This window comes from Tunturiibacter empetritectus, from assembly GCF_013410875.1.
Taxonomy (GTDB): domain Bacteria; phylum Acidobacteriota; class Terriglobia; order Terriglobales; family Acidobacteriaceae; genus Edaphobacter; species Edaphobacter empetritectus.
Genome location: NZ_JACCCU010000001.1, coordinates 622,290 through 637,891, shown reverse-complemented (window position 1 = coordinate 637,891; position 15,602 = coordinate 622,290). Strand labels below are relative to the sequence as shown.

Annotated in this window: 27 protein-coding genes; all 27 read right to left on the bottom strand. The window is 57.8% G+C overall.

The features are described 5' to 3' along the window. Window positions 1–156: 156 nt before the first annotated feature. The 27 genes from HDF08_RS02685 to rplB all read right to left on the bottom strand — a co-directional run bounded on the left by HDF08_RS02685 (window position 157) and on the right by rplB (window position 15,535). Window positions 157–1,260: a DNA-directed RNA polymerase subunit alpha gene (locus HDF08_RS02685; protein WP_179585606.1), complete on the bottom strand. Its 1,104-nt coding sequence runs from the start codon at window positions 1,258–1,260 to the stop codon at window positions 157–159. A 166-nt stretch (window positions 1,261–1,426) separates the two neighbouring features. Further along, window positions 1,427–2,059, bottom strand: coding sequence for a 30S ribosomal protein S4 (gene rpsD, locus HDF08_RS02680; protein WP_179585608.1), 633 nt, complete (start codon window positions 2,057–2,059; stop codon window positions 1,427–1,429). A 54-nt stretch (window positions 2,060–2,113) separates the two neighbouring features. Continuing rightward, the gene (locus HDF08_RS22070) at window positions 2,114–2,299 is read right to left on the bottom strand and encodes a DUF1272 domain-containing protein (RefSeq protein WP_353070388.1); all 186 of its coding nucleotides are present in this window, start codon (window positions 2,297–2,299) and stop codon (window positions 2,114–2,116) included. 15 nt (window positions 2,300–2,314) lie between these two features. Beyond that, window positions 2,315–2,737 carry a 30S ribosomal protein S11 gene (rpsK, locus tag HDF08_RS02670; RefSeq protein ID WP_179585612.1) on the bottom strand — a complete coding sequence of 141 codons (423 nt, stop codon included), beginning with the start codon at window positions 2,735–2,737 and terminating at the stop codon, window positions 2,315–2,317. Between the two features lie 3 nt (window positions 2,738–2,740). Further along, window positions 2,741–3,121, bottom strand: coding sequence for a 30S ribosomal protein S13 (rpsM, locus tag HDF08_RS02665; protein ID WP_179636974.1), 381 nt, complete (start codon window positions 3,119–3,121; stop codon window positions 2,741–2,743). 137 nt (window positions 3,122–3,258) lie between these two features. Next, window positions 3,259–3,372 (bottom strand): 50S ribosomal protein L36, encoded by a 114-nt coding sequence (gene rpmJ, locus HDF08_RS02660; protein ID WP_158790629.1) that lies wholly within the window; start codon window positions 3,370–3,372, stop codon window positions 3,259–3,261. 180 nt (window positions 3,373–3,552) lie between these two features. Next, window positions 3,553–3,771 carry a translation initiation factor IF-1 gene (gene infA / locus HDF08_RS02655; RefSeq protein ID WP_013581270.1) on the bottom strand — a complete coding sequence of 73 codons (219 nt, stop codon included), beginning with the start codon at window positions 3,769–3,771 and terminating at the stop codon, window positions 3,553–3,555. 146 nt (window positions 3,772–3,917) lie between these two features. Then, complete coding sequence (map, locus tag HDF08_RS02650; RefSeq protein WP_179636972.1) at window positions 3,918–4,667, bottom strand: type I methionyl aminopeptidase; 750 nt, start codon at window positions 4,665–4,667, stop codon at window positions 3,918–3,920. Window positions 4,668–4,676: 9 nt separating this feature from the next. After that, on the bottom strand, window positions 4,677–5,384 hold the full coding sequence (locus tag HDF08_RS02645) for an adenylate kinase (protein ID WP_179636971.1): 708 nt from the start codon (window positions 5,382–5,384) through the stop codon (window positions 4,677–4,679). Between the two features lie 27 nt (window positions 5,385–5,411). Further along, a complete protein-coding gene (gene secY, locus HDF08_RS02640) occupies window positions 5,412–6,821 on the bottom strand; it encodes a preprotein translocase subunit SecY (protein WP_179636970.1) in 1,410 nt (469 codons plus the stop codon). 93 nt (window positions 6,822–6,914) lie between these two features. Then, window positions 6,915–7,376, bottom strand: a complete 462-nt coding sequence (gene rplO / locus HDF08_RS02635; RefSeq protein WP_179636968.1) for a 50S ribosomal protein L15 — start codon at window positions 7,374–7,376, stop codon at window positions 6,915–6,917. A 97-nt stretch (window positions 7,377–7,473) separates the two neighbouring features. Continuing rightward, window positions 7,474–7,668 carry a 50S ribosomal protein L30 gene (gene rpmD, locus HDF08_RS02630; protein ID WP_158943424.1) on the bottom strand — a complete coding sequence of 65 codons (195 nt, stop codon included), beginning with the start codon at window positions 7,666–7,668 and terminating at the stop codon, window positions 7,474–7,476. A gap of 40 nt (window positions 7,669–7,708) precedes the next feature. Further along, entirely contained in the window at window positions 7,709–8,215 is a 507-nt protein-coding gene (rpsE, locus tag HDF08_RS02625; protein ID WP_218884479.1) for a 30S ribosomal protein S5, read from the bottom strand. A gap of 64 nt (window positions 8,216–8,279) precedes the next feature. Next, window positions 8,280–8,645 carry a 50S ribosomal protein L18 gene (gene rplR / locus HDF08_RS02620; RefSeq protein WP_179636966.1) on the bottom strand — a complete coding sequence of 122 codons (366 nt, stop codon included), beginning with the start codon at window positions 8,643–8,645 and terminating at the stop codon, window positions 8,280–8,282. 116 nt (window positions 8,646–8,761) lie between these two features. Continuing rightward, window positions 8,762–9,307, bottom strand: a complete 546-nt coding sequence (gene rplF, locus HDF08_RS02615; RefSeq protein WP_179636964.1) for a 50S ribosomal protein L6 — start codon at window positions 9,305–9,307, stop codon at window positions 8,762–8,764. Window positions 9,308–9,430: 123 nt separating this feature from the next. Next, window positions 9,431–9,829, bottom strand: coding sequence for a 30S ribosomal protein S8 (gene rpsH / locus HDF08_RS02610; RefSeq protein WP_158790620.1), 399 nt, complete (start codon window positions 9,827–9,829; stop codon window positions 9,431–9,433). A 162-nt stretch (window positions 9,830–9,991) separates the two neighbouring features. Then, window positions 9,992–10,177: a type Z 30S ribosomal protein S14 gene (locus HDF08_RS02605; RefSeq protein WP_020715220.1), complete on the bottom strand. Its 186-nt coding sequence runs from the start codon at window positions 10,175–10,177 to the stop codon at window positions 9,992–9,994. Between the two features lie 56 nt (window positions 10,178–10,233). Further along, window positions 10,234–10,782, bottom strand: a complete 549-nt coding sequence (gene rplE / locus HDF08_RS02600) for a 50S ribosomal protein L5 (protein ID WP_179636962.1) — start codon at window positions 10,780–10,782, stop codon at window positions 10,234–10,236. Between the two features lie 121 nt (window positions 10,783–10,903). Then, the gene (gene rplX / locus HDF08_RS02595; protein WP_218884478.1) at window positions 10,904–11,233 is read right to left on the bottom strand and encodes a 50S ribosomal protein L24; all 330 of its coding nucleotides are present in this window, start codon (window positions 11,231–11,233) and stop codon (window positions 10,904–10,906) included. A gap of 89 nt (window positions 11,234–11,322) precedes the next feature. After that, on the bottom strand, window positions 11,323–11,694 hold the full coding sequence (gene rplN / locus HDF08_RS02590; protein ID WP_158790617.1) for a 50S ribosomal protein L14: 372 nt from the start codon (window positions 11,692–11,694) through the stop codon (window positions 11,323–11,325). Window positions 11,695–11,773: 79 nt separating this feature from the next. After that, a complete protein-coding gene (rpsQ, locus tag HDF08_RS02585; RefSeq protein WP_179636960.1) occupies window positions 11,774–12,118 on the bottom strand; it encodes a 30S ribosomal protein S17 in 345 nt (114 codons plus the stop codon). Window positions 12,119–12,120: 2 nt separating this feature from the next. Beyond that, entirely contained in the window at window positions 12,121–12,396 is a 276-nt protein-coding gene (rpmC, locus tag HDF08_RS02580) for a 50S ribosomal protein L29 (protein WP_179636958.1), read from the bottom strand. A 23-nt stretch (window positions 12,397–12,419) separates the two neighbouring features. Beyond that, complete coding sequence (gene rplP / locus HDF08_RS02575) at window positions 12,420–12,854, bottom strand: 50S ribosomal protein L16 (RefSeq protein ID WP_179636956.1); 435 nt, start codon at window positions 12,852–12,854, stop codon at window positions 12,420–12,422. Window positions 12,855–12,927: 73 nt separating this feature from the next. Continuing rightward, entirely contained in the window at window positions 12,928–13,602 is a 675-nt protein-coding gene (gene rpsC / locus HDF08_RS02570) for a 30S ribosomal protein S3 (RefSeq protein WP_158943402.1), read from the bottom strand. A gap of 79 nt (window positions 13,603–13,681) precedes the next feature. Further along, complete coding sequence (gene rplV, locus HDF08_RS02565; protein WP_179636954.1) at window positions 13,682–14,203, bottom strand: 50S ribosomal protein L22; 522 nt, start codon at window positions 14,201–14,203, stop codon at window positions 13,682–13,684. A 90-nt stretch (window positions 14,204–14,293) separates the two neighbouring features. Then, the gene (rpsS, locus tag HDF08_RS02560) at window positions 14,294–14,581 is read right to left on the bottom strand and encodes a 30S ribosomal protein S19 (RefSeq protein ID WP_158943398.1); all 288 of its coding nucleotides are present in this window, start codon (window positions 14,579–14,581) and stop codon (window positions 14,294–14,296) included. A gap of 129 nt (window positions 14,582–14,710) precedes the next feature. Beyond that, on the bottom strand, window positions 14,711–15,535 hold the full coding sequence (rplB, locus tag HDF08_RS02555) for a 50S ribosomal protein L2 (RefSeq protein ID WP_179636952.1): 825 nt from the start codon (window positions 15,533–15,535) through the stop codon (window positions 14,711–14,713). Window positions 15,536–15,602 lie beyond the last annotated feature (67 nt).

The window sequence follows — 15,602 nt, the reverse complement described above, 5'->3', positions numbered from 1 at the left end:
GGCCGTGAGTCGGTGGTGCTTAGAATGTGCGCTCGGTGGAGGCTGGCGCGGGTGAAGCGGCCTCAAGTGATTCAGGAGGCTTGTTGCAACGCGGCTTGCATTGCGCTTTCAGGTAAGACTGCGGCGGCAGATTGGACTCCACCGCCGCAAGCCTGGTTAGAAGTTCTCTGGCTCACTGCCGACGAGGTCAAGGTCTTCGTCTTCATCTTCATCTTCATCATCGTCGTCATCAAAGTTGCCGAAGCTGGCGGCGAGGGTGGCTGCGGGCAGAACGGAGGTGGGTCCGGGCTGCGGGTTACCGTTCTCGTCGATCTTCATGCCGAGGGATAGGCCCATCTGCGCGAGAATCTCTTTGATCTCATTCAGGGACTTACGGCCGAAGTTCTTAGTCTTTAGCATCTCGGCTTCGGTCTTCTGGATGAGTTCGCCGATGGTGGCGATGTTGGCGTTCTTGAGGCAGTTGTAGCTGCGGACGGAGAGCTCGAGCTCTTCGACCGAGCGGTTGAGGTTCTCGTTGCGCAGGGCCGGGCCGTCGTGGCTGCCGTCGTGACCGGCTTCCATCTCCTCTTCAAAGTTGATGAAAATGGTCATGTGGTCCTTCAGCAGCTTGGCGGAGAGGCCGAGAGCGTCTGCAGGAAGTACAGTCCCGTTCGTCCAGATCTCGATCGTGAGCTTGTCGTAGTCTGTGATCTGACCGAGACGTGCTGCCTCGACGAGGTAGTTGACCTTGCGAACGGGCGAGTGAACGGAGTCGACCGGAATGAAGCCGAGGCCAAGGTCGCCGTCGAAGTTTTTGTCGGCAGAGATGTAGCCACGGCCGCGCTTGAGGCGCATCTCCATGTCGATCTTGCCGCCTTCGGAGACGGTGCAGATGTAGACGTTTTTGTCGAGGATCTCGACGTCACCATCAGCTTCGATCATGCCGGAGGTGATGACGCCGGCCTGGTCGGCGCGGAGGTAGAGAGCCTTGGGGCCTTCGCCGGCAAGCTTGAACGGAATCTGCTTGAGGTTCAGGATGATGTCGGTCGCATCTTCTACAACACCAGTGATGGACTGGAACTCGTGCAGGACACCTTCAATGCGAACGGCGGTTACTGCGGCGCCCTCGATAGAGGAAAGTAACGTCCGGCGAAGGGCGTTGCCGATAGTGGTACCGAAGCCGCGCTCAAAAGGCTGCGCGGAGAACTTGCCGTACTTTTCGGTGAGTGTTTCGGTGTCGACTGCGAGGCGCTTGGGCTTTTGAAAACCTCTCCAAAGCATGTGTTTCTCCTTTTCCGGCCTAGCCGCGATGCATTCTGCGGACTGACGGGGTGTTGCTATTACGGGTTAGGTTTTGTATTGCTTTCGCATTTGTAGCGCGACAAGGAACAAATGAATGTTCCCCGTCGCGCTGCAAGATGACGAATCTTATCTGTAACTACAGCAGTTACTTGCTGTAGAGTTCGACGATCAGCTGCTCGTTGACCGGCAGGTTGACGTCCTCACGCTTCGGCAGGGCGATGACTTTGCCGGAGAGATTGTCGCGATTAATGTCGAGCCACTGAACTTGATTTTGACCGGCGGCAAAGTTCTTCGCCTCTTCGAGCATAACCAGAGCCTTCGAACCCTCGCGGATCGCGATCTCATCGCCAACCTTCACCTGGAAAGACGGGATGTTGACCTTGCGGCCGTTGACCTGGAGGTGGCCGTGACGGACGACCTGACGGGCCTGGCGGCGGCTCATTGCGAAGCCGAGGCGGTAAGCCACGTTGTCCAGACGGGTCTCGAGCTGCTGGAGCAGGAGTTCGCCGGTGACGCCCGTCTTGTTGGAAGCCTTCTGGTAGTAGGCGCGGAACTGGGTCTCGAGGGTGAAGTAGATGCGCTTGGCCTTCTGCTTCTCGCGGAGCTGCAGACCGTAGCCGACGACCTTCTTAACCTTGCGGGACTGCCCGTGTTGGCCTGGGGGGAAGTTGCGCTTCTCGACGGGGCACTTTTCAGAGAAGCACTTGGTTCCCTTGAGGAAGAGCTTGGTGCCGTCGCGGCGGCAGAGGCGGCAGACGGGTCCGGTGTAACGTGCCATTTTTATAACTCCTGACTTCGGGTGACGATCGCTTTACGCGCGGGCAGCGCTTCTTCACGATCCAGTTGTCGTAATGTCTTGCCTGCGGCGGGGCCTGAGAACAAGCTCACCGCCGCAGTTAGGACAGGTTGCATTCATTGCTTGAGTGCATGTTGTACAGAAGCTGCACTCATAACTGCAGATGAAGGCTACTCCGCATGCATTGAGAGCCGTATTACAGCGCTCGCATTCGGCCTTCATCAAAAGTGCCACAGATCAAACGCGGCGACGCTTCGGCGGACGGCAGCCGTTGTGCGGCATCGGCGTAACGTCGCGGATGCTGCGCACCTCGATGCCAGTGGTGGCGAGAGCGCGGATCGCGGACTCACGGCCGGAGCCGGGACCCGAGACGCGCACATCGACCGAGCGGACACCGTGGTCGCGAGCTGCGTTGGCTGCACCAACGGCGGCCTGCTGTGCGGCGAACGGAGTTCCCTTACGGGAGCCACGGAAGCCAAGCGAACCGGACGACTTCCAGCTCAGCGTGTTGCCAACCTGGTCGGTGATGGTGACGATCGTGTTATTGAACGACGCCTGAATAAAGACGAGGCCAAATGGAACATTCTTGCGCTCGCGCTTCTTGAACTTCTTATTCTTGCCGGGCTTTGCTGCGCCCTTCGTATTCTGTGTCTTCGCCATGTCTTATTTCGTCGCTTTCTTCTTACCGGCAACGGTTCCCTTGCGTGGGCCTTTGCGGGTGCGAGCGTTGGTGTGAGTGCGCTGGCCACGGACAGGAAGGCTGCGGCGATGGCGGAGGCCACGGTAGGACTGAATTTCGATGAGGCGCTTGATGTTCAGCGAGATGTCCTTGCGGAGATCGCCTTCGATCTGGCCCTCGGCTTCAATAACCTGACGGATGCGGTTCAGCGCGTCCTCATCGAGCGTGCCGACCTTCGCGACCGGATCGACGTCCGCCTTCACGAGGATCTTGGCGGCGCGAGAGTCGCCGATTCCGAAGATGTAGGTGAGACCGATGCGCGCCTGTTTGTTATTAGGGACATCGACTCCAGCAATACGTGCCATGGGGTTCCTTTTCGGTTGAGCTGCGCGGGCTTTGCCACGAGAGCGGGTTTCTTGTTTACGGCAGGTCCGTCGGGTTCAACGCAAGCCTTGACTTCGGCTAACTAGCCCGGCGGGGCCGGTGGTGCTGGAAAAGCGATTTACCCCTGACGCTGCTTGTGCTTTGCGTTCTCGCAGATAACACGCACAACACCGCGACGGTGGATAACCTTGCACTTATCACACATCTTCTTTACTGAGGCACGAACCTTCATTGTGATTCCCTTCTTTTGCTGCAACATAAAACCGGAAAACCAAAATTACGCGTTTCAAGGAAACAAATCTCCTTTTTGACGTGCAGTATGAACGCCAGGGTCAAGACCCTGAACTATCCCAAGTGCAAATGCGCTTGAGCAACCCATGATGGAGACGGGATGGGCTCCCGTAGCCGTTGTCTACTTGTAGCGATAGACAATGCGGCCGCGGTTGAGATCGTATGGGCTGAGCTCAATCGCGACGCGATCGCCGGGGAGGATACGAATGAAGTTTTTGCGCATACGTCCGGAGACGTGTGCAAGGGCCTGGTGCTTGTTCTCAAGCTCGACCTTGAACATCGCATTCGGCAGGGTCTCGACAACCACCGCCATCACTTCAATTGCATCTTCCTTCGACAAACGATCTCCTTTGGAAGGTCATGGGCGAACCCCTTTCGTTTCCACAACTTCTTGTATAAGTTGAGAGTTTTCCTCAACCAGAGTTACCATGCGACACACTTGCGCGCACCGCATCTCTTATAGTAACCCAAAATGGGTCGATTTTCCTAGCGGGTAAGCACCAAGGGGCCATCTTTCGTGAGGGCGACGGTGTGTTCAAAGTGGGCGCTGTAGCTGCCGTCAACCGTCACCGCCGTCCAGCCATCCTTCAAAACCCGCACTTCTGGGCCGCCGGCGTTGATCATAGGCTCGATGGCGAGCACCATGCCCGCCTTCAGCCTTGGTCCCTTGCCGGCAGCCCCAAAGTTCGGAACCTGGGGGTCTTCGTGCATCGCGCGGCCAATCCCATGACCCACAAACTCGCGGACAACCCCAAACCCTTCCGCCTCACAGAGTTCCTGAACAGCGGCGGAGATGTCGCCCAAACGCCCGCCAATCTGACATTGCTCGATCGCCTTCTCGAGCGAGGCCTTGGTCACTTCGAGAAGCTTTGTCGTCCCAGCACTCACCTTGCCGATTGGGTAGGTCACGGCGGCGTCCGAGTAAAAGCCGTCGATAATGACCCCGCAGTCGATGGAGAGAATATCGCCTTCAGCGAGGATGCGCTTCGCGTTTGGCATGCCGTGGACAACTTCATTGTTGACCGAGGTGCACAGAGCCGCGGGGAAGCCGTGGTATCCCTTGAAGGCCGCAATAGCACCCAGCTCAGCGATCTTTTTGACAGCAATCTCTTCTAGGTCCATCGTCGACGCGCCGGGGACAACATGGGGCGCAATTGCGTTATGAACCTGACGGAGAGCCTTGCCGGAGATCCGCATCTTCTCGATCTCCTGCGCCGTTTTGATCATGATGGCCATAGTGTGGACTTAGGAGTTCGGATACTGGCGAAGGCGAATCAGGGCTGCTTCGATGTCGGCGGTAACCTGTTCGACGGATTGGTCGCCGTTGATCTCTTCGAAACGGCTCTGGTTGCGATAGTGCTCGATGACCGGGGCCGTTTGAGCTTGGAAGGTCTTCATGCGTTCGGTGAAGACGGCCTCAGAGTCGTCTGGGCGCTGGACGAGGGTGGAACCATCTACGTCACAGATGCCGGGAGTCCTGGGCGGGTTCGAGTAGATGTTGTAGATGCGGCCAGCGGGTGAGATGCGGCGGCCAGTGATGCGGTGTAGGAGCTGCTCGTAGTCAACTGAGATGCTGATGGCGACAACAGGAAGGGTGTTGGGATCGTCGGAGAGCTGGGCATCGAGCCAGGTGGCCTGGTTGAGAGTGCGGGGAAAGCCGTCGAGGATGAAGCCCCGTGCGGTGTCAGGCTGCTTGAGGCGGTCGGCGACCATCTCGTTGACGAGGTCGTCGGAGACGAGAGTTCCCTGGTCGACCAGAGTCTTCGCCGCTTTGCCGAGTGGCGTACCGTTGGAGATGTTCGAGCGGAGGATGTCGCCGGTGGATATTTGCGGGATGCCATAGGCGGCCATAAGCGCCTTCGCCTGCGTGCCTTTGCCAACGCCGGGAGCGCCTAAAAGGAGCACCGGCCCGGGCAGGAAGTTAGCTGCCTGGGCCGTCACGGGTTCAGTCATAGTGCTTGTCGTCAACGGGATCAGTTCCTACCAGCTCTTGCGGCCACGGATGCGGCCACTCTTGGGAGTGAAGCCGTCGTAATGGCGCATGATGAGCTGCGATTCGATCTGCTGGACCGTGTCCATGGCTACGCCGACGACGATCAGCAGGCTGGTGCCGCCAAAGTAAAAGTTGACGCCGAGGCCGTTGGTCATCCAGGTCGGCAGCCGATCGAAGACCGAGCCGATGAGCCAGAGATGGTTGAAGTGGATTCCGCTGATGAGCAGCTGCGGAATGATGGTGATGATGATGAGATAGAGCGCGCCGACAAGGGTGATGCGTGTCAGCACATCATTGATGAAGTCAGCCGTGCGCTTGCCAGGACGGATGCCGGGGATAAAGCCTCCGTACTTGCGCATGTTGTCGGCAATATCGTCCGGGCGGAAGACGATCGAGATGTAGAAGTAGGCGAAGAAGATGATCGCGACCATCTGCAGGAGTTCGTACCAGGGCTCACCGGGAGCCAGAGCACGCAGGATCGGACCAAAGAAGGAGGAGTCCTGCAGCGAATAGCCGAAGATGTGAGCGCCGGAGAAGAGCAGAGGAGCCGACAGGATGGAGCTGGCGAAGATGACCGGCATCACGCCGCCGGAGTTGACCTTGAGTGGTAGGTGCGTCGACTGGCCACCCATCATCTTGCGGCCAACGATGCGCTTGGCGTACTGGACCGGAATGCGACGCTCCGAGCGCTCTACGAAGACGATGAAGGCGACGACGGCAATCATGCCTACGATCAGGAAAGCGACAGCGATGGGAGTCAGTGCTCCCCATGCGTTGTCGCGTACCTTCTCATAGAGATTCTCAATACCCTTGGGCAGGCCGACGACGATACCAGCGAAGATGAGCAGGCTCATCCCGTTACCGATACCGCGCTCGGTGATCTGCTCGCCCAGCCACATGATGAACGCAGTGCCGGCAGTGAGAGTAATGACGCAAAGCGGGATGAAAGCGGCGCGGGAGATGGTGACCATCGTCTGCCCGGTGCTGGTGTTCGTCAGCGTCAGCGCGATGGCAAACGACTGCACGATGCCAAGCAGAACCGTAACGTAACGCGTCCACTGGGTGATCTTGCGGCGGCCCAGTTCGCCTTCCTTCTGCAGCTTCGCCAGCGGCTCATAGATGACTGTGAGAAGTTGAAATATGATCGACGCCGTAATGTACGGCATGATGCCGAGCGCGAAGACGGTGAGCTTGCGGAGGTTTCCACCGGAGAAGAGGTCAACCAGGCCGAGAGCAGAGCCGGAGTTCTGATTGAAGAACTGGGCGAGCATGTCGGCGTTGATGCCGGGGGTGGGGATGTGCGAGCCGAGGCGGTATACGGCCAACATGCCAAGCGTGAACAACACGCGCTTGCGGAGGTCGGGAATTTTGAAGATGTTTGCGATTTTCTCGAACATCGGGAGCTGAAACCTCGGGGGTGAGACTGACGTTCTGGTGAAACGGCGATGCGAGGGCGGTTGCCCTCGCCTGCCAATCATTCTAAATGCTGCCTAGCCGATCAGGATGGCCTTGCCGCCGGCCTTTTCGATCGCCTCCTGGGCGGTCTTCGAGAACTTGTGCGCGTGAACCGTTACGGCAGTCTTGATCTCTCCGTTATTCAACACTTTGATCAGGGCGCCCTTCTTGCGGAGAAGGCCAAGCTCGATGATCTTGTCGAGGGTGAACTCGGTGACGCTCTCAGCGGCAACGATCTCGGCGACGCGGTCGAGGCCAAGCACCTGGTACTCAACGCGGAAGATGTTGGTGAAGCCGCGCTTGGGCAGACGGCGGTGAAGGGGCATCTGGCCGCCTTCAAAACCACGCATCAGCGACGAACCCGAGCGGGAGCCCTGACCCTTGTGTCCGCGGGTGGAGGTCTTACCCATGCCCGAACCCATACCGCGGCCGACACGCTTCTTGTTTTCGTTCGCCCGCTTGGGGGCGCGTAGATTGGAGAGATTGCGGATTGCCATTGTTTCCTCGCTTAACGCCGATGAAGCAGCTTCTGCTCTTCGCCGACTCGCTTATGGGTTAGCCCTTACGGGGTCGTGCTGTTGTGCCGAATCGTGCCTAGTCTACGACGCGGACGAGATGGGGAACCTTTGCGACCATGCCACGAATGGATGGCGTGTCTTCACGCTCGACGATCTGGTTGAGACGGGTAAAGCCGAGGCCCTTGATAACGAGCTTGTGCTTGACCGGGGTGCAGATCTTGGAACGGAAGTACTGCAGCTTGATTTTGGCGATTGCGTTGGTGTCAGCCATGAGAGAGCTCCTTGAATCTTGTTGGAGCAGAGGCAAGAGCTTAGAGCTCTTCCACTGCCTTACCGCGCAGGGCGGCGACTTCAGCCTTGTTGCGAAGCTGGATCAGAGCATCGAACGTAGCCTTGATGACGTTGTGCGGGTTGGCCGAGCCGAGGCTCTTGGTCAGCACATTCTGCACGCCGGCGGCGGTCATCACAGCGCGAACCGTCTTGCCAGCGATGACGCCAGTACCTTCCGGGGCGGGCTTGAGCATCACCTGGCCTGCGCCGAAGTGGCCAAGAACCTGGTGAGGAATCGTGCTCTCAGTCAGGTTAACCTTGTGCAGATTCTTCTTGGCCGACTCGATCCCCTTACGGATGGCCTGGGGAACTTCCTTAGCCTTGCCCGAGCCGTAGCCGACGACACCTTCTGCCGGGTCGCCGATGACCACGAGCGCGGCGAAGGACATGTTCTTACCGCCTTTGACGACCTTGGTGACGCGATTGATCGAAACGACCTCGTCTTTGAGGTTGAGGCGGTTCGCATCGATTTTTTTCTTCATTGCCATAATGTCTTGTCCAGCTTTCTGGCGGCCAATCAGGGCGCGCCTTGAACCTCAGAATCTGCAAACCTTAGAAATCAAGACCCGCTTCACGGGCTGCATCGGCGAGGGCCTTCACACGACCGTGATACAGATAGCCGCCGCGGTCAAACACAATCTTCTTGATGCCCTTCTCTTTGGCGCGCTCTGCGATCAGCTTGCCGACTTCGGCAGCCGCGGCGATGTTGCCGCCATACTTCTTCTCTTCGGTCTTCTTGCCCATGGAGGAGGCGGAGGCGATGGTGACTCCGTTGAGATCGTCGATGAGTTGCGTGTAGATGTGGTTGAGCGAGCGATAGACGTTAAGGCGGGGACGCTCGGCGGTACCGGACATCTTCTCGCGGATGCGAGTGTGAACGCGTTGGCGGATCACATTGCGCTGACGTGGATTGATCATGATTGACTTTCCTTCCTAGTGGCGTCCCCAGAGTGCTGAGGACGTTCGGTTAGTAAAATTAATGTTGTGTGGCTGTGTGAGGAGCAAGTCAAATCTCACTCCTCACGCAGTGCAGATTATTTCGCTCCGGTCTTACCGACCTTCTTCTTCAGCTTCTCGCCGGTGTAGCGAACGCCCTTGTTCTTGTATGGGTCGGGCTTGCGGAGAGAGCGCATGTCGGCAGCAATCTGGCCCACCTTCTGCCGGTCAATGCCGGAGACGGTGAGGTGAGTCTGCTTGGGGTCGATCTCGACGGAGATGCCGGTGGGCAGAGGAAACTCGATAGGGTGAGAGTAGCCCAGGGTGAAGACCACCATGTTCTTCCCCTTCAGCTCGGCGCGATATCCGATGCCGACGATGTCGATCTCTTTGGTCCAGCCGGTAGTGACGCCGGTGACTGCGTTGAAGACCAGCGCGCGGGCGAGTCCGTGAAACGCCGCCTGCTTGTCTGTCTGGCGCTCGGTAATTAGGTGGCCATCCTTCTGAACGAGAGTGATGCCGCCAGGCAGCATCGCGCTGACCTTGCCCTTGGGCCCTTCGACCATTACGGTGTTGCCGTTCTCGCTGACCGTGTACTTTACGCCGGTGGGTAGAGCGATCGGCTTCTTACCAATACGTGACATAACGAATCCCTTTTGTGGCTTGCGAGTCGCTTAAGGCCTCTAAGTTCCACTGCAGCCGATGAGCCGAAGGCTCGAATACAGTCTTTCCAGAGCTAGATTCTGGAAAGACTTCGTTTCTTTTCTTTACCAGACTTCGCAGAGGATCTCGCCGCCAACACCTTCGCGACGCGCCTGGCGACCGGTCATAACACCCTTGGGGGTCGTCATGATGGAGATACCGAGACCACCCTGAACGCGACGGATCTCATCGCGGCCGAGATACACACGGCAGCCGGGACGCGACACACGCTGTAGGTCACGGATGACAGCCTCATTATTCGGGCCGTACTTGAGGTACACACGGATGACCTTCATGCCATTCTCTTCGGTCGGCTTGTAGTTCGCGATGTAGCCCTCTTCTTTGAGGATGCGGGCGATCTCGGCCTTAAGCTTGGAGGCAGGGACGTCGAGCTTCTGGTGACGCGCACGGATAGAGTTACGGATGCGGGTCAAAAAGTCTGCTACTGGATCGGTGAGGTTCATTCATTCTCCTTCATCCCCCGTTCGCTCACGAGTATCTCTCGCAAGAACCTGCGGGGATGTCTGTTTCAGGTGATACGTCCAGACTTCTGCACCATAAGCTCTCGCCCTGATGAGGTCTCTGGAGTAAGTGCGCGACCTGAGCCGCACACGAATCCTTTTATTCTACCAGCTCGACTTCACAACGCCCGGAATCTCTCCCTTGAGGGCGAGCGAGCGGAAGCAGAGACGGCATACGCCAAACTTCCGCAGAAAGGCACGGGGACGACCGCAGAGCTGGCAGCGGTTGTGCTGGCGAGACTTGAACTTCGGTTTCCTTGCGTCTTTGACGCGCTTTGCTGTAGTTGCCATGTGTTTTGCTCTCTATCGTTACTGCAAGTTCAAAAGAAAACTTGGTTGATCTTTCTTTATGCTCCAACGCGGAAGGGCATACCAAAACTCTTCAGCAGGGCGCGGGCACCGTTGTCGTCCTTCGCCGTCGTGACGATGGTGACATTCATACCCTTCAATTTGTCGACCTTGGCGTAGTCGATCTCAGCGAAGATCAGCTGATCGCGCAGGCCAAGGGTGTAGTTGCCGCGGCCATCGAAGCTCTTCGACGAAACCCCGCGGAAGTCGCGGACGCGGGGAAGCGCAATCGAGATGAGGCGGTCAAGAAACTCATACATCGTATCGCCACGCAGGGTCACCATCGCACCGATGGGCATGCCCTCACGCACCTTGAAGGCTGCGATGGACTTCTTGGCCTTGGTGGTCACAGGCTTCTGGCCGGCGATGGAGGCAAGATCGGCCACCAGGGGATCCATGATCTTGACGTTTTGGGTTGCTTCGCCGAGACCCATGTTGATGACAATCTTCTCGAGCTTCGGGATCGCCATGGCGTTGGTGATGTTGAGCTCTTTGCCCAGCGCCTGTTTGATCTCGCTCTCGTACTTCTGCTTCAGACGTGCTGCCATGTTTTTCTTCGCTTTCTCCACGGTTGCCGGGTTGGGTTTGAGCCCGTGTACCGATGCGTGGGGTGAACCGTTGAACCAGGATTTGAACTGCTACTGCATGAAACAAACTTTGCGAACTTTTTTACTTCTTCTTCTCAGCGATCGTGACGCCGCTGGTCTTCGCGAAGCGTACCTTCGTGTCGCCTTCGAAGCGCGATCCAACGCGAGTCTTTTTCCCATCGCCATCAAGCAACATCACGTTCGAGATGTGAATGGTGGACTCCTGCTCCGCGATGCCGCCCTTGATGTTCCGCTGAGGGTTTGGCTTCACGTGCTTCTTCACCATCATTACGCCCTCAACCAGGACGCGATTCTTTTCCGCGATGACGCGAAGGACGCGGCCCGACTTGCCCTTATCCTTGCCTGCAATTACTTCGACTTTGTCATTCCGCTTGATCTTGATGCCTGCCATAACGCTCTCTCTTCTCGACGATCCTGAAACCTCGGAGCCGGACTCCGGTTAATAATTTGTGGCACCGCGCAAAGCTGCGCGACGTTAAACTAGATGACCTCAGGTGCCAGCGAGACAATCTTCAGAAACTTTTTCTCGCGAAGCTCGCGGGCCACGGGTCCAAACACGCGGGTTCCGACCGGCTCGTTGGCATCGTTGATGACGACAGCGGCGTTCTGGTCGAAGCGGATGTACGTCCCATCGCGGCGGCGATACTCTTTACGCGTACGGACGATCACAGCCTTGACGACCTTCCCCTTCTTGACGGTGCCGTCGGGAGAGGCTTCCTTGACAGCTGCGGTGACGACGTCGCCGAGGCCTGCCTTCTTGCCGAGACCACCACCGAGGGGCAGGATCACCTGCAACTTGCGCGCGCCGGAGTTATCGGCTACGTCAAGCATTGTTCTCATTTGTACTGACATCGTTCTTCTCCTGGCTATCTACTGCGGTGACACGGCCGGGGATCACACCCCAGGCTTGAACTTGATAAAACGCTAAAAGCTACTTAGCTTCGGCAGCGACAGCAGCAGCAGATTTCTCTTCCGCTAAGGCGAGAGAGGAGCGGCGAACGATCTCCTCGAGCGACCAGCGCTTGAGCTTCGACAGAGGACGTGCCTCGCGGATGCGAACCACATCGCCGACGCGTGCGGAGTTCTGCTCGTCATGCGCGTAAAACTTCTTGTTCGACTTCATCACGCGCTTGTACTTGGGGTGCGCCTTGCGCATCTCGATCTCGACGACGATCGTCTTCTGCATCTTGGTCGAGACGACCAGACCCACCTTCTCATTGCGACGCGAGGTCTGAGCTTCGGGAGTTGCGGCTGCGGTGTTGGTTGTATCTGCCATGATTAGTCCTTCTTCGCTTTCTTGCGGGCGGTGCGAGTGCTCTTGGCCGGCGCAACGTTGGCGACGACGGGGTTAGCGGCCTTCTCGGCGGCCAAGGTGCGCTGCCGTTCGACGGTCTTGATGCGGGCGACATCCAGCTTGAGCGTCCGCAGCTTCTTGATGCCCTCGTTGTTGCCGAGGCTCTTCTGGAAGCGGATGCGGAAGAGCTGCTCACCAGCCTTGGCCTGCTCGCTCTTGAGCTCATCGTCACTGAGATTACGAATTTTTTCGAATTCCATTGTCTTTTCCTTGACTACTAAAGCTACTTAGCGACTACGGTCGCCTTAACATCGTGGCGCTGGACGAAGCTGGTCTTGAGCGGAAGCTTGTGTGCCGCCAGGCGCATCGCCTCTTTGGCAAGCTCCGGGGTGACACCTTCCATCTCGAACAGAATGCGGCCGGGACGGACGACGCAGACCCAGTGATCCGGGGCACCCTTACCCTTACCCATACGGGTTTCGGCAGGCTTCTTCGTGATCGGCTTGTCCGGGAACAGACGGAGCCAAACCTTGCCGCCACGCTTGATGAAACGCGTCATCGCGATACGGCTGGCTTCGATCTGGCGGTCGGTGATGTAACCGCACTCCATCACCTTCAGGCCGAAGTCGCCGAAGGAGAGATCGGAGCCGCGCCACGCTTTGCCCTTCATTCGTCCGCGCTGCTGCTTGCGGAACTTGACCTTCTTTGGCATCAACATAAGAAAACCTCTTTACTCTTTCAGGGATACGTTCAACACGCTCCCCGGAAACTCCGGCCAGGCCGGGAAAAACTTAGCTTGCGAATGCGCCAGTCGTAACGCCCTGATCGCGACGCTTCTTCTGCTCGTAGATATCGCCGCGATAGACCCAGGTCTTGACGCCGATGATGCCGTAGGTGGTGTGCGCTTCGGCAAAACCGTAGTCGATATCGGCGCGCAGTGTGTGCAGCGGCAGACGGCCCTGAAGATACCACTCGGAGCGCGCAATCTCGTTTCCGTTCAGACGACCGGAGACGCGGACCTTGATACCCTTGCAACCGAAGCGGAGCGCCGAGTCAACCGACTTGCGCATCGCGCGGCGGAAGCTGACGCGCTTTTCGAGCTGCAACGCGATGTTCTCGGCAACCAGCTGAGCATCGAGCTCTGGCTTGTTTACTTCGAGAATGTCAATAAACACTTCACGCGACGTCCGCTTCTGAATGTCGGCCTTGAGCTTGTCGATCTCGGCGCCCTTGCGGCCAATGATGATGCCCGGACGCGCAGTGCGGATGATCAGGCGCAGCTTGTTGCCTGGGCGCTCAACCTCAACCGAGCTGACACCGGCAGCCTTCAGCTTCTCGCGCAGCTCAGCCTTCAGCTTGACGTCTTCGACCAGCAGCTTGTCATAGCCGCGTTCCACGAACCAGCGTGACTTCCACGGCTTGTTGATGCCGAGGCGCAACCCATACGGATGGACTTTCTGTCCCATAGCTTCCCTTTACTCCGTGCCCTCTCCGGTTGAGCCGGTGGGCGGTAGTGCAAAACTTTAAGTTTACAAGAAAACCCGCTTACTTCGCGGCTTTTTTCACTGCGGGTTTCTTGGCGGCTGCCTTCTTGGCTGCGGGTTTTGCCGTAGTCTTGCTGGCTGCCTTCTTGGTGCCCTTCTTCGCGGCTGGAGCCGGAGTCGCATCAGCGGCTGCACTGATCGCAGTGGCCGACTTCTTCTCCGCAACCGTGACGATGATGTGTGCGAGTCTGCGCTGGTAGCGGAACGCGCGGCCCATCGGGGCAGGGCGGATGCGCTTCATACGTGGACCTTCGTTCGCGATCGCGGTGCGGACGTAGAGGTTATCGACATCGACGTCGAGCCCCTGCTCCTGCGAGACGTACGTCGCGTTCTGAATCGCCGAACGTAGAACCTTCTCCACCACGGGCGCCATGCGCTTGGTACTGAAGTGAACGGTATTGAGCGCCTGCTCGACGCGTAGTCCCTTGATCAGATCCAGGACAAGCTTCGCCTTCTGCGGGCTGGTGCGCTGAAACTTCGCTTCTGCGCGGAACTCTCTGATTTTTTCTACTGCCTTAGCCATAATCTTCGTCCTTCAAAATTTCTGCTTCGCTGCCCGTTATCCGTTGCCGCGGGCTCGCGGTCCTACCTAACTGCAAACAGTCAACCCGATTTACTTGGGCTTCGCGGAGGTCTCAGCGGCGCGCGCGGAGTGGCCCTTGAAGGTGCGGGTGGCCGAAAACTCTCCGAGCTTGTGGCCCACCATGTTCTCCGTTACATAAACCGGAATGAACTTGCGGCCGTTGTGTACGGCGATGGTGTGACCTACGAAGTCCGGGTGAATCGTGGACCGGCGCGACCAGGTGCGCAGTACCTTTTTGTCGTTGACCTGGTTCATCCCCACAATCTTCTTCATAAGGTGATCGTCGATGAAAGGACCTTTTTTGGCTGAACGTGACATTTTGCTAAGCTCCGACTTTCTTGTTGCGATGCTGGATACGACGAATCTCTTGCTTGCGAGACTTGGTGTTGCCCTTTGCTGCGGAACCAAAAACCTAAAACAAAAACTATTTGCTGAGAGGCTTTTTCTTTACTTCGTACGACGCTTCACGATGAATACATCGGTCCGCTTGTTGTTGCGGGTCTTGTATCCACGAGTAGGCTGGCCCCAGGGAGTTACTGGGTGACGGCCGCCTGAAGTCTTACCTTCACCACCACCGTGCGGGTGATCGACGGGGTTCATCGAGACACCACGGTTCGAGGGGCGAATCCCCTTCCAGCGATTGCGTCCAGCCTTACCGATCGTGACGTTCTCGTGATCAGTATTGCCAACCTGTCCGATGGTCGCCATGCACTCGACAAGAACCTTGCGGGTCTCGCCCGAAGGCAGCTTGAGCAGAGCGTAGTCGCCTTCTTTGGCGATTAGGTTGACCTGGGCTCCAGCGGAACGGGCCATCTGTGCACCCTTGCCCGGACGAAGCTCGATGTTATGCACAATCGTTCCAGTCGGGATGAACTTCAACGGCAGAGCGTTGCCGACGAGGATATCGGCCTCCGGGCCGCTCATGATCGACTGACCAACCGTGAGGCCGATCGGCTGGATGATGTAGCGCTTCTCGCCGTCCGCGTAGTGGATCAACGCGATGCGGGAGCTACGGTTCGGGTCATACTCAACCGTCGCAACCGTGCCGGGGATCCCGAACTTGTCGCGCTTGAAGTCGATAAGGCGCAGCTTCTGCTTATGACCACCACCGTGGTGACGCATCGTGAGACCGCCGTTGTTATTGCGGCCACCGGTGCGCGGCTTGACTCCGAGCAACGGCTTGTGCGGCTTGTTCGTCGTAATGTCATCGTTGACAAGCTTCGTCGCGAAGCGGAGTGATGGGGTAATCGGTCGAAATGATTTGATCGGCATCGTCTTTATTCCCTTGCCCGCGCTGCTAATCGCTTAGCGGCGCATCGGTCCTGAATTCTGTTACTAG

Bases quoted from the DNA above. Each gene is read 5' to 3' on its own strand.
- rplV (WP_179636954.1), bottom strand. From the start codon at position 14,203: ATGGCTAAGGCAGTAGAAAAAATCAGAGAGTTCCGCGCAGAAGCGAAG.
- map (WP_179636972.1), bottom strand. From the start codon at position 4,667: ATGGCCATCATGATCAAAACGGCGCAGGAGATCGAGAAGATGCGGATC.
- HDF08_RS02605 (WP_020715220.1), bottom strand. From the start codon at position 10,177: ATGGCAACTACAGCAAAGCGCGTCAAAGACGCAAGGAAACCGAAGTTC.
- rplR (WP_179636966.1), bottom strand. From the start codon at position 8,645: ATGATCAATCCACGTCAGCGCAATGTGATCCGCCAACGCGTTCACACT.
- rpsK (WP_179585612.1), bottom strand. From the start codon at position 2,737: ATGGCGAAGACACAGAATACGAAGGGCGCAGCAAAGCCCGGCAAGAAT.
- rpmC (WP_179636958.1), bottom strand. From the start codon at position 12,396: ATGGAATTCGAAAAAATTCGTAATCTCAGTGACGATGAGCTCAAGAGC.
- rplB (WP_179636952.1), bottom strand. From the start codon at position 15,535: ATGCCGATCAAATCATTTCGACCGATTACCCCATCACTCCGCTTCGCG.
- rpsC (WP_158943402.1), bottom strand. From the start codon at position 13,602: ATGGGACAGAAAGTCCATCCGTATGGGTTGCGCCTCGGCATCAACAAG.
- HDF08_RS02645 (WP_179636971.1), bottom strand. From the start codon at position 5,384: ATGACTGAACCCGTGACGGCCCAGGCAGCTAACTTCCTGCCCGGGCCG.
- rpsE (WP_218884479.1), bottom strand. From the start codon at position 8,215: ATGGCAATGAAGAAAAAAATCGATGCGAACCGCCTCAACCTCAAAGAC.
- rpmJ (WP_158790629.1), bottom strand. From the start codon at position 3,372: ATGAAGGTTCGTGCCTCAGTAAAGAAGATGTGTGATAAGTGCAAGGTT.
- rplN (WP_158790617.1), bottom strand. From the start codon at position 11,694: ATGTCAGTACAAATGAGAACAATGCTTGACGTAGCCGATAACTCCGGC.
- HDF08_RS22070 (WP_353070388.1), bottom strand. From the start codon at position 2,299: ATGAAGGCCGAATGCGAGCGCTGTAATACGGCTCTCAATGCATGCGGA.
- rplP (WP_179636956.1), bottom strand. From the start codon at position 12,854: ATGTTGATGCCAAAGAAGGTCAAGTTCCGCAAGCAGCAGCGCGGACGA.
- HDF08_RS02685 (WP_179585606.1), bottom strand. From the start codon at position 1,260: ATGCTTTGGAGAGGTTTTCAAAAGCCCAAGCGCCTCGCAGTCGACACC.
- rplF (WP_179636964.1), bottom strand. From the start codon at position 9,307: ATGTCACGTATTGGTAAGAAGCCGATCGCTCTACCCACCGGCGTAAAG.
- rplE (WP_179636962.1), bottom strand. From the start codon at position 10,782: ATGGCAGCACGTCTGAAGCAGAAGTACGAGAGCGAGATCAAACAGGCG.
- rpsS (WP_158943398.1), bottom strand. From the start codon at position 14,581: ATGTCACGTTCAGCCAAAAAAGGTCCTTTCATCGACGATCACCTTATG.
- rpsD (WP_179585608.1), bottom strand. From the start codon at position 2,059: ATGGCACGTTACACCGGACCCGTCTGCCGCCTCTGCCGCCGCGACGGC.
- rpsQ (WP_179636960.1), bottom strand. From the start codon at position 12,118: ATGGCAGATACAACCAACACCGCAGCCGCAACTCCCGAAGCTCAGACC.
- rpsM (WP_179636974.1), bottom strand. From the start codon at position 3,121: ATGGCACGTATTGCTGGAGTCGATGTCCCTAATAACAAACAGGCGCGC.
- secY (WP_179636970.1), bottom strand. From the start codon at position 6,821: ATGTTCGAGAAAATCGCAAACATCTTCAAAATTCCCGACCTCCGCAAG.
- rpmD (WP_158943424.1), bottom strand. From the start codon at position 7,668: ATGGCTGACACCAACGCAATCGCCAAAATCAAGCTGCAGTACTTCCGT.
- rplX (WP_218884478.1), bottom strand. From the start codon at position 11,233: ATGGCAGGCATCAAGATCAAGCGGAATGACAAAGTCGAAGTAATTGCA.
- rpsH (WP_158790620.1), bottom strand. From the start codon at position 9,829: ATGAACCTCACCGATCCAGTAGCAGACTTTTTGACCCGCATCCGTAAC.
- rplO (WP_179636968.1), bottom strand. From the start codon at position 7,376: ATGGCAATCCGCAATCTCTCCAATCTACGCGCCCCCAAGCGGGCGAAC.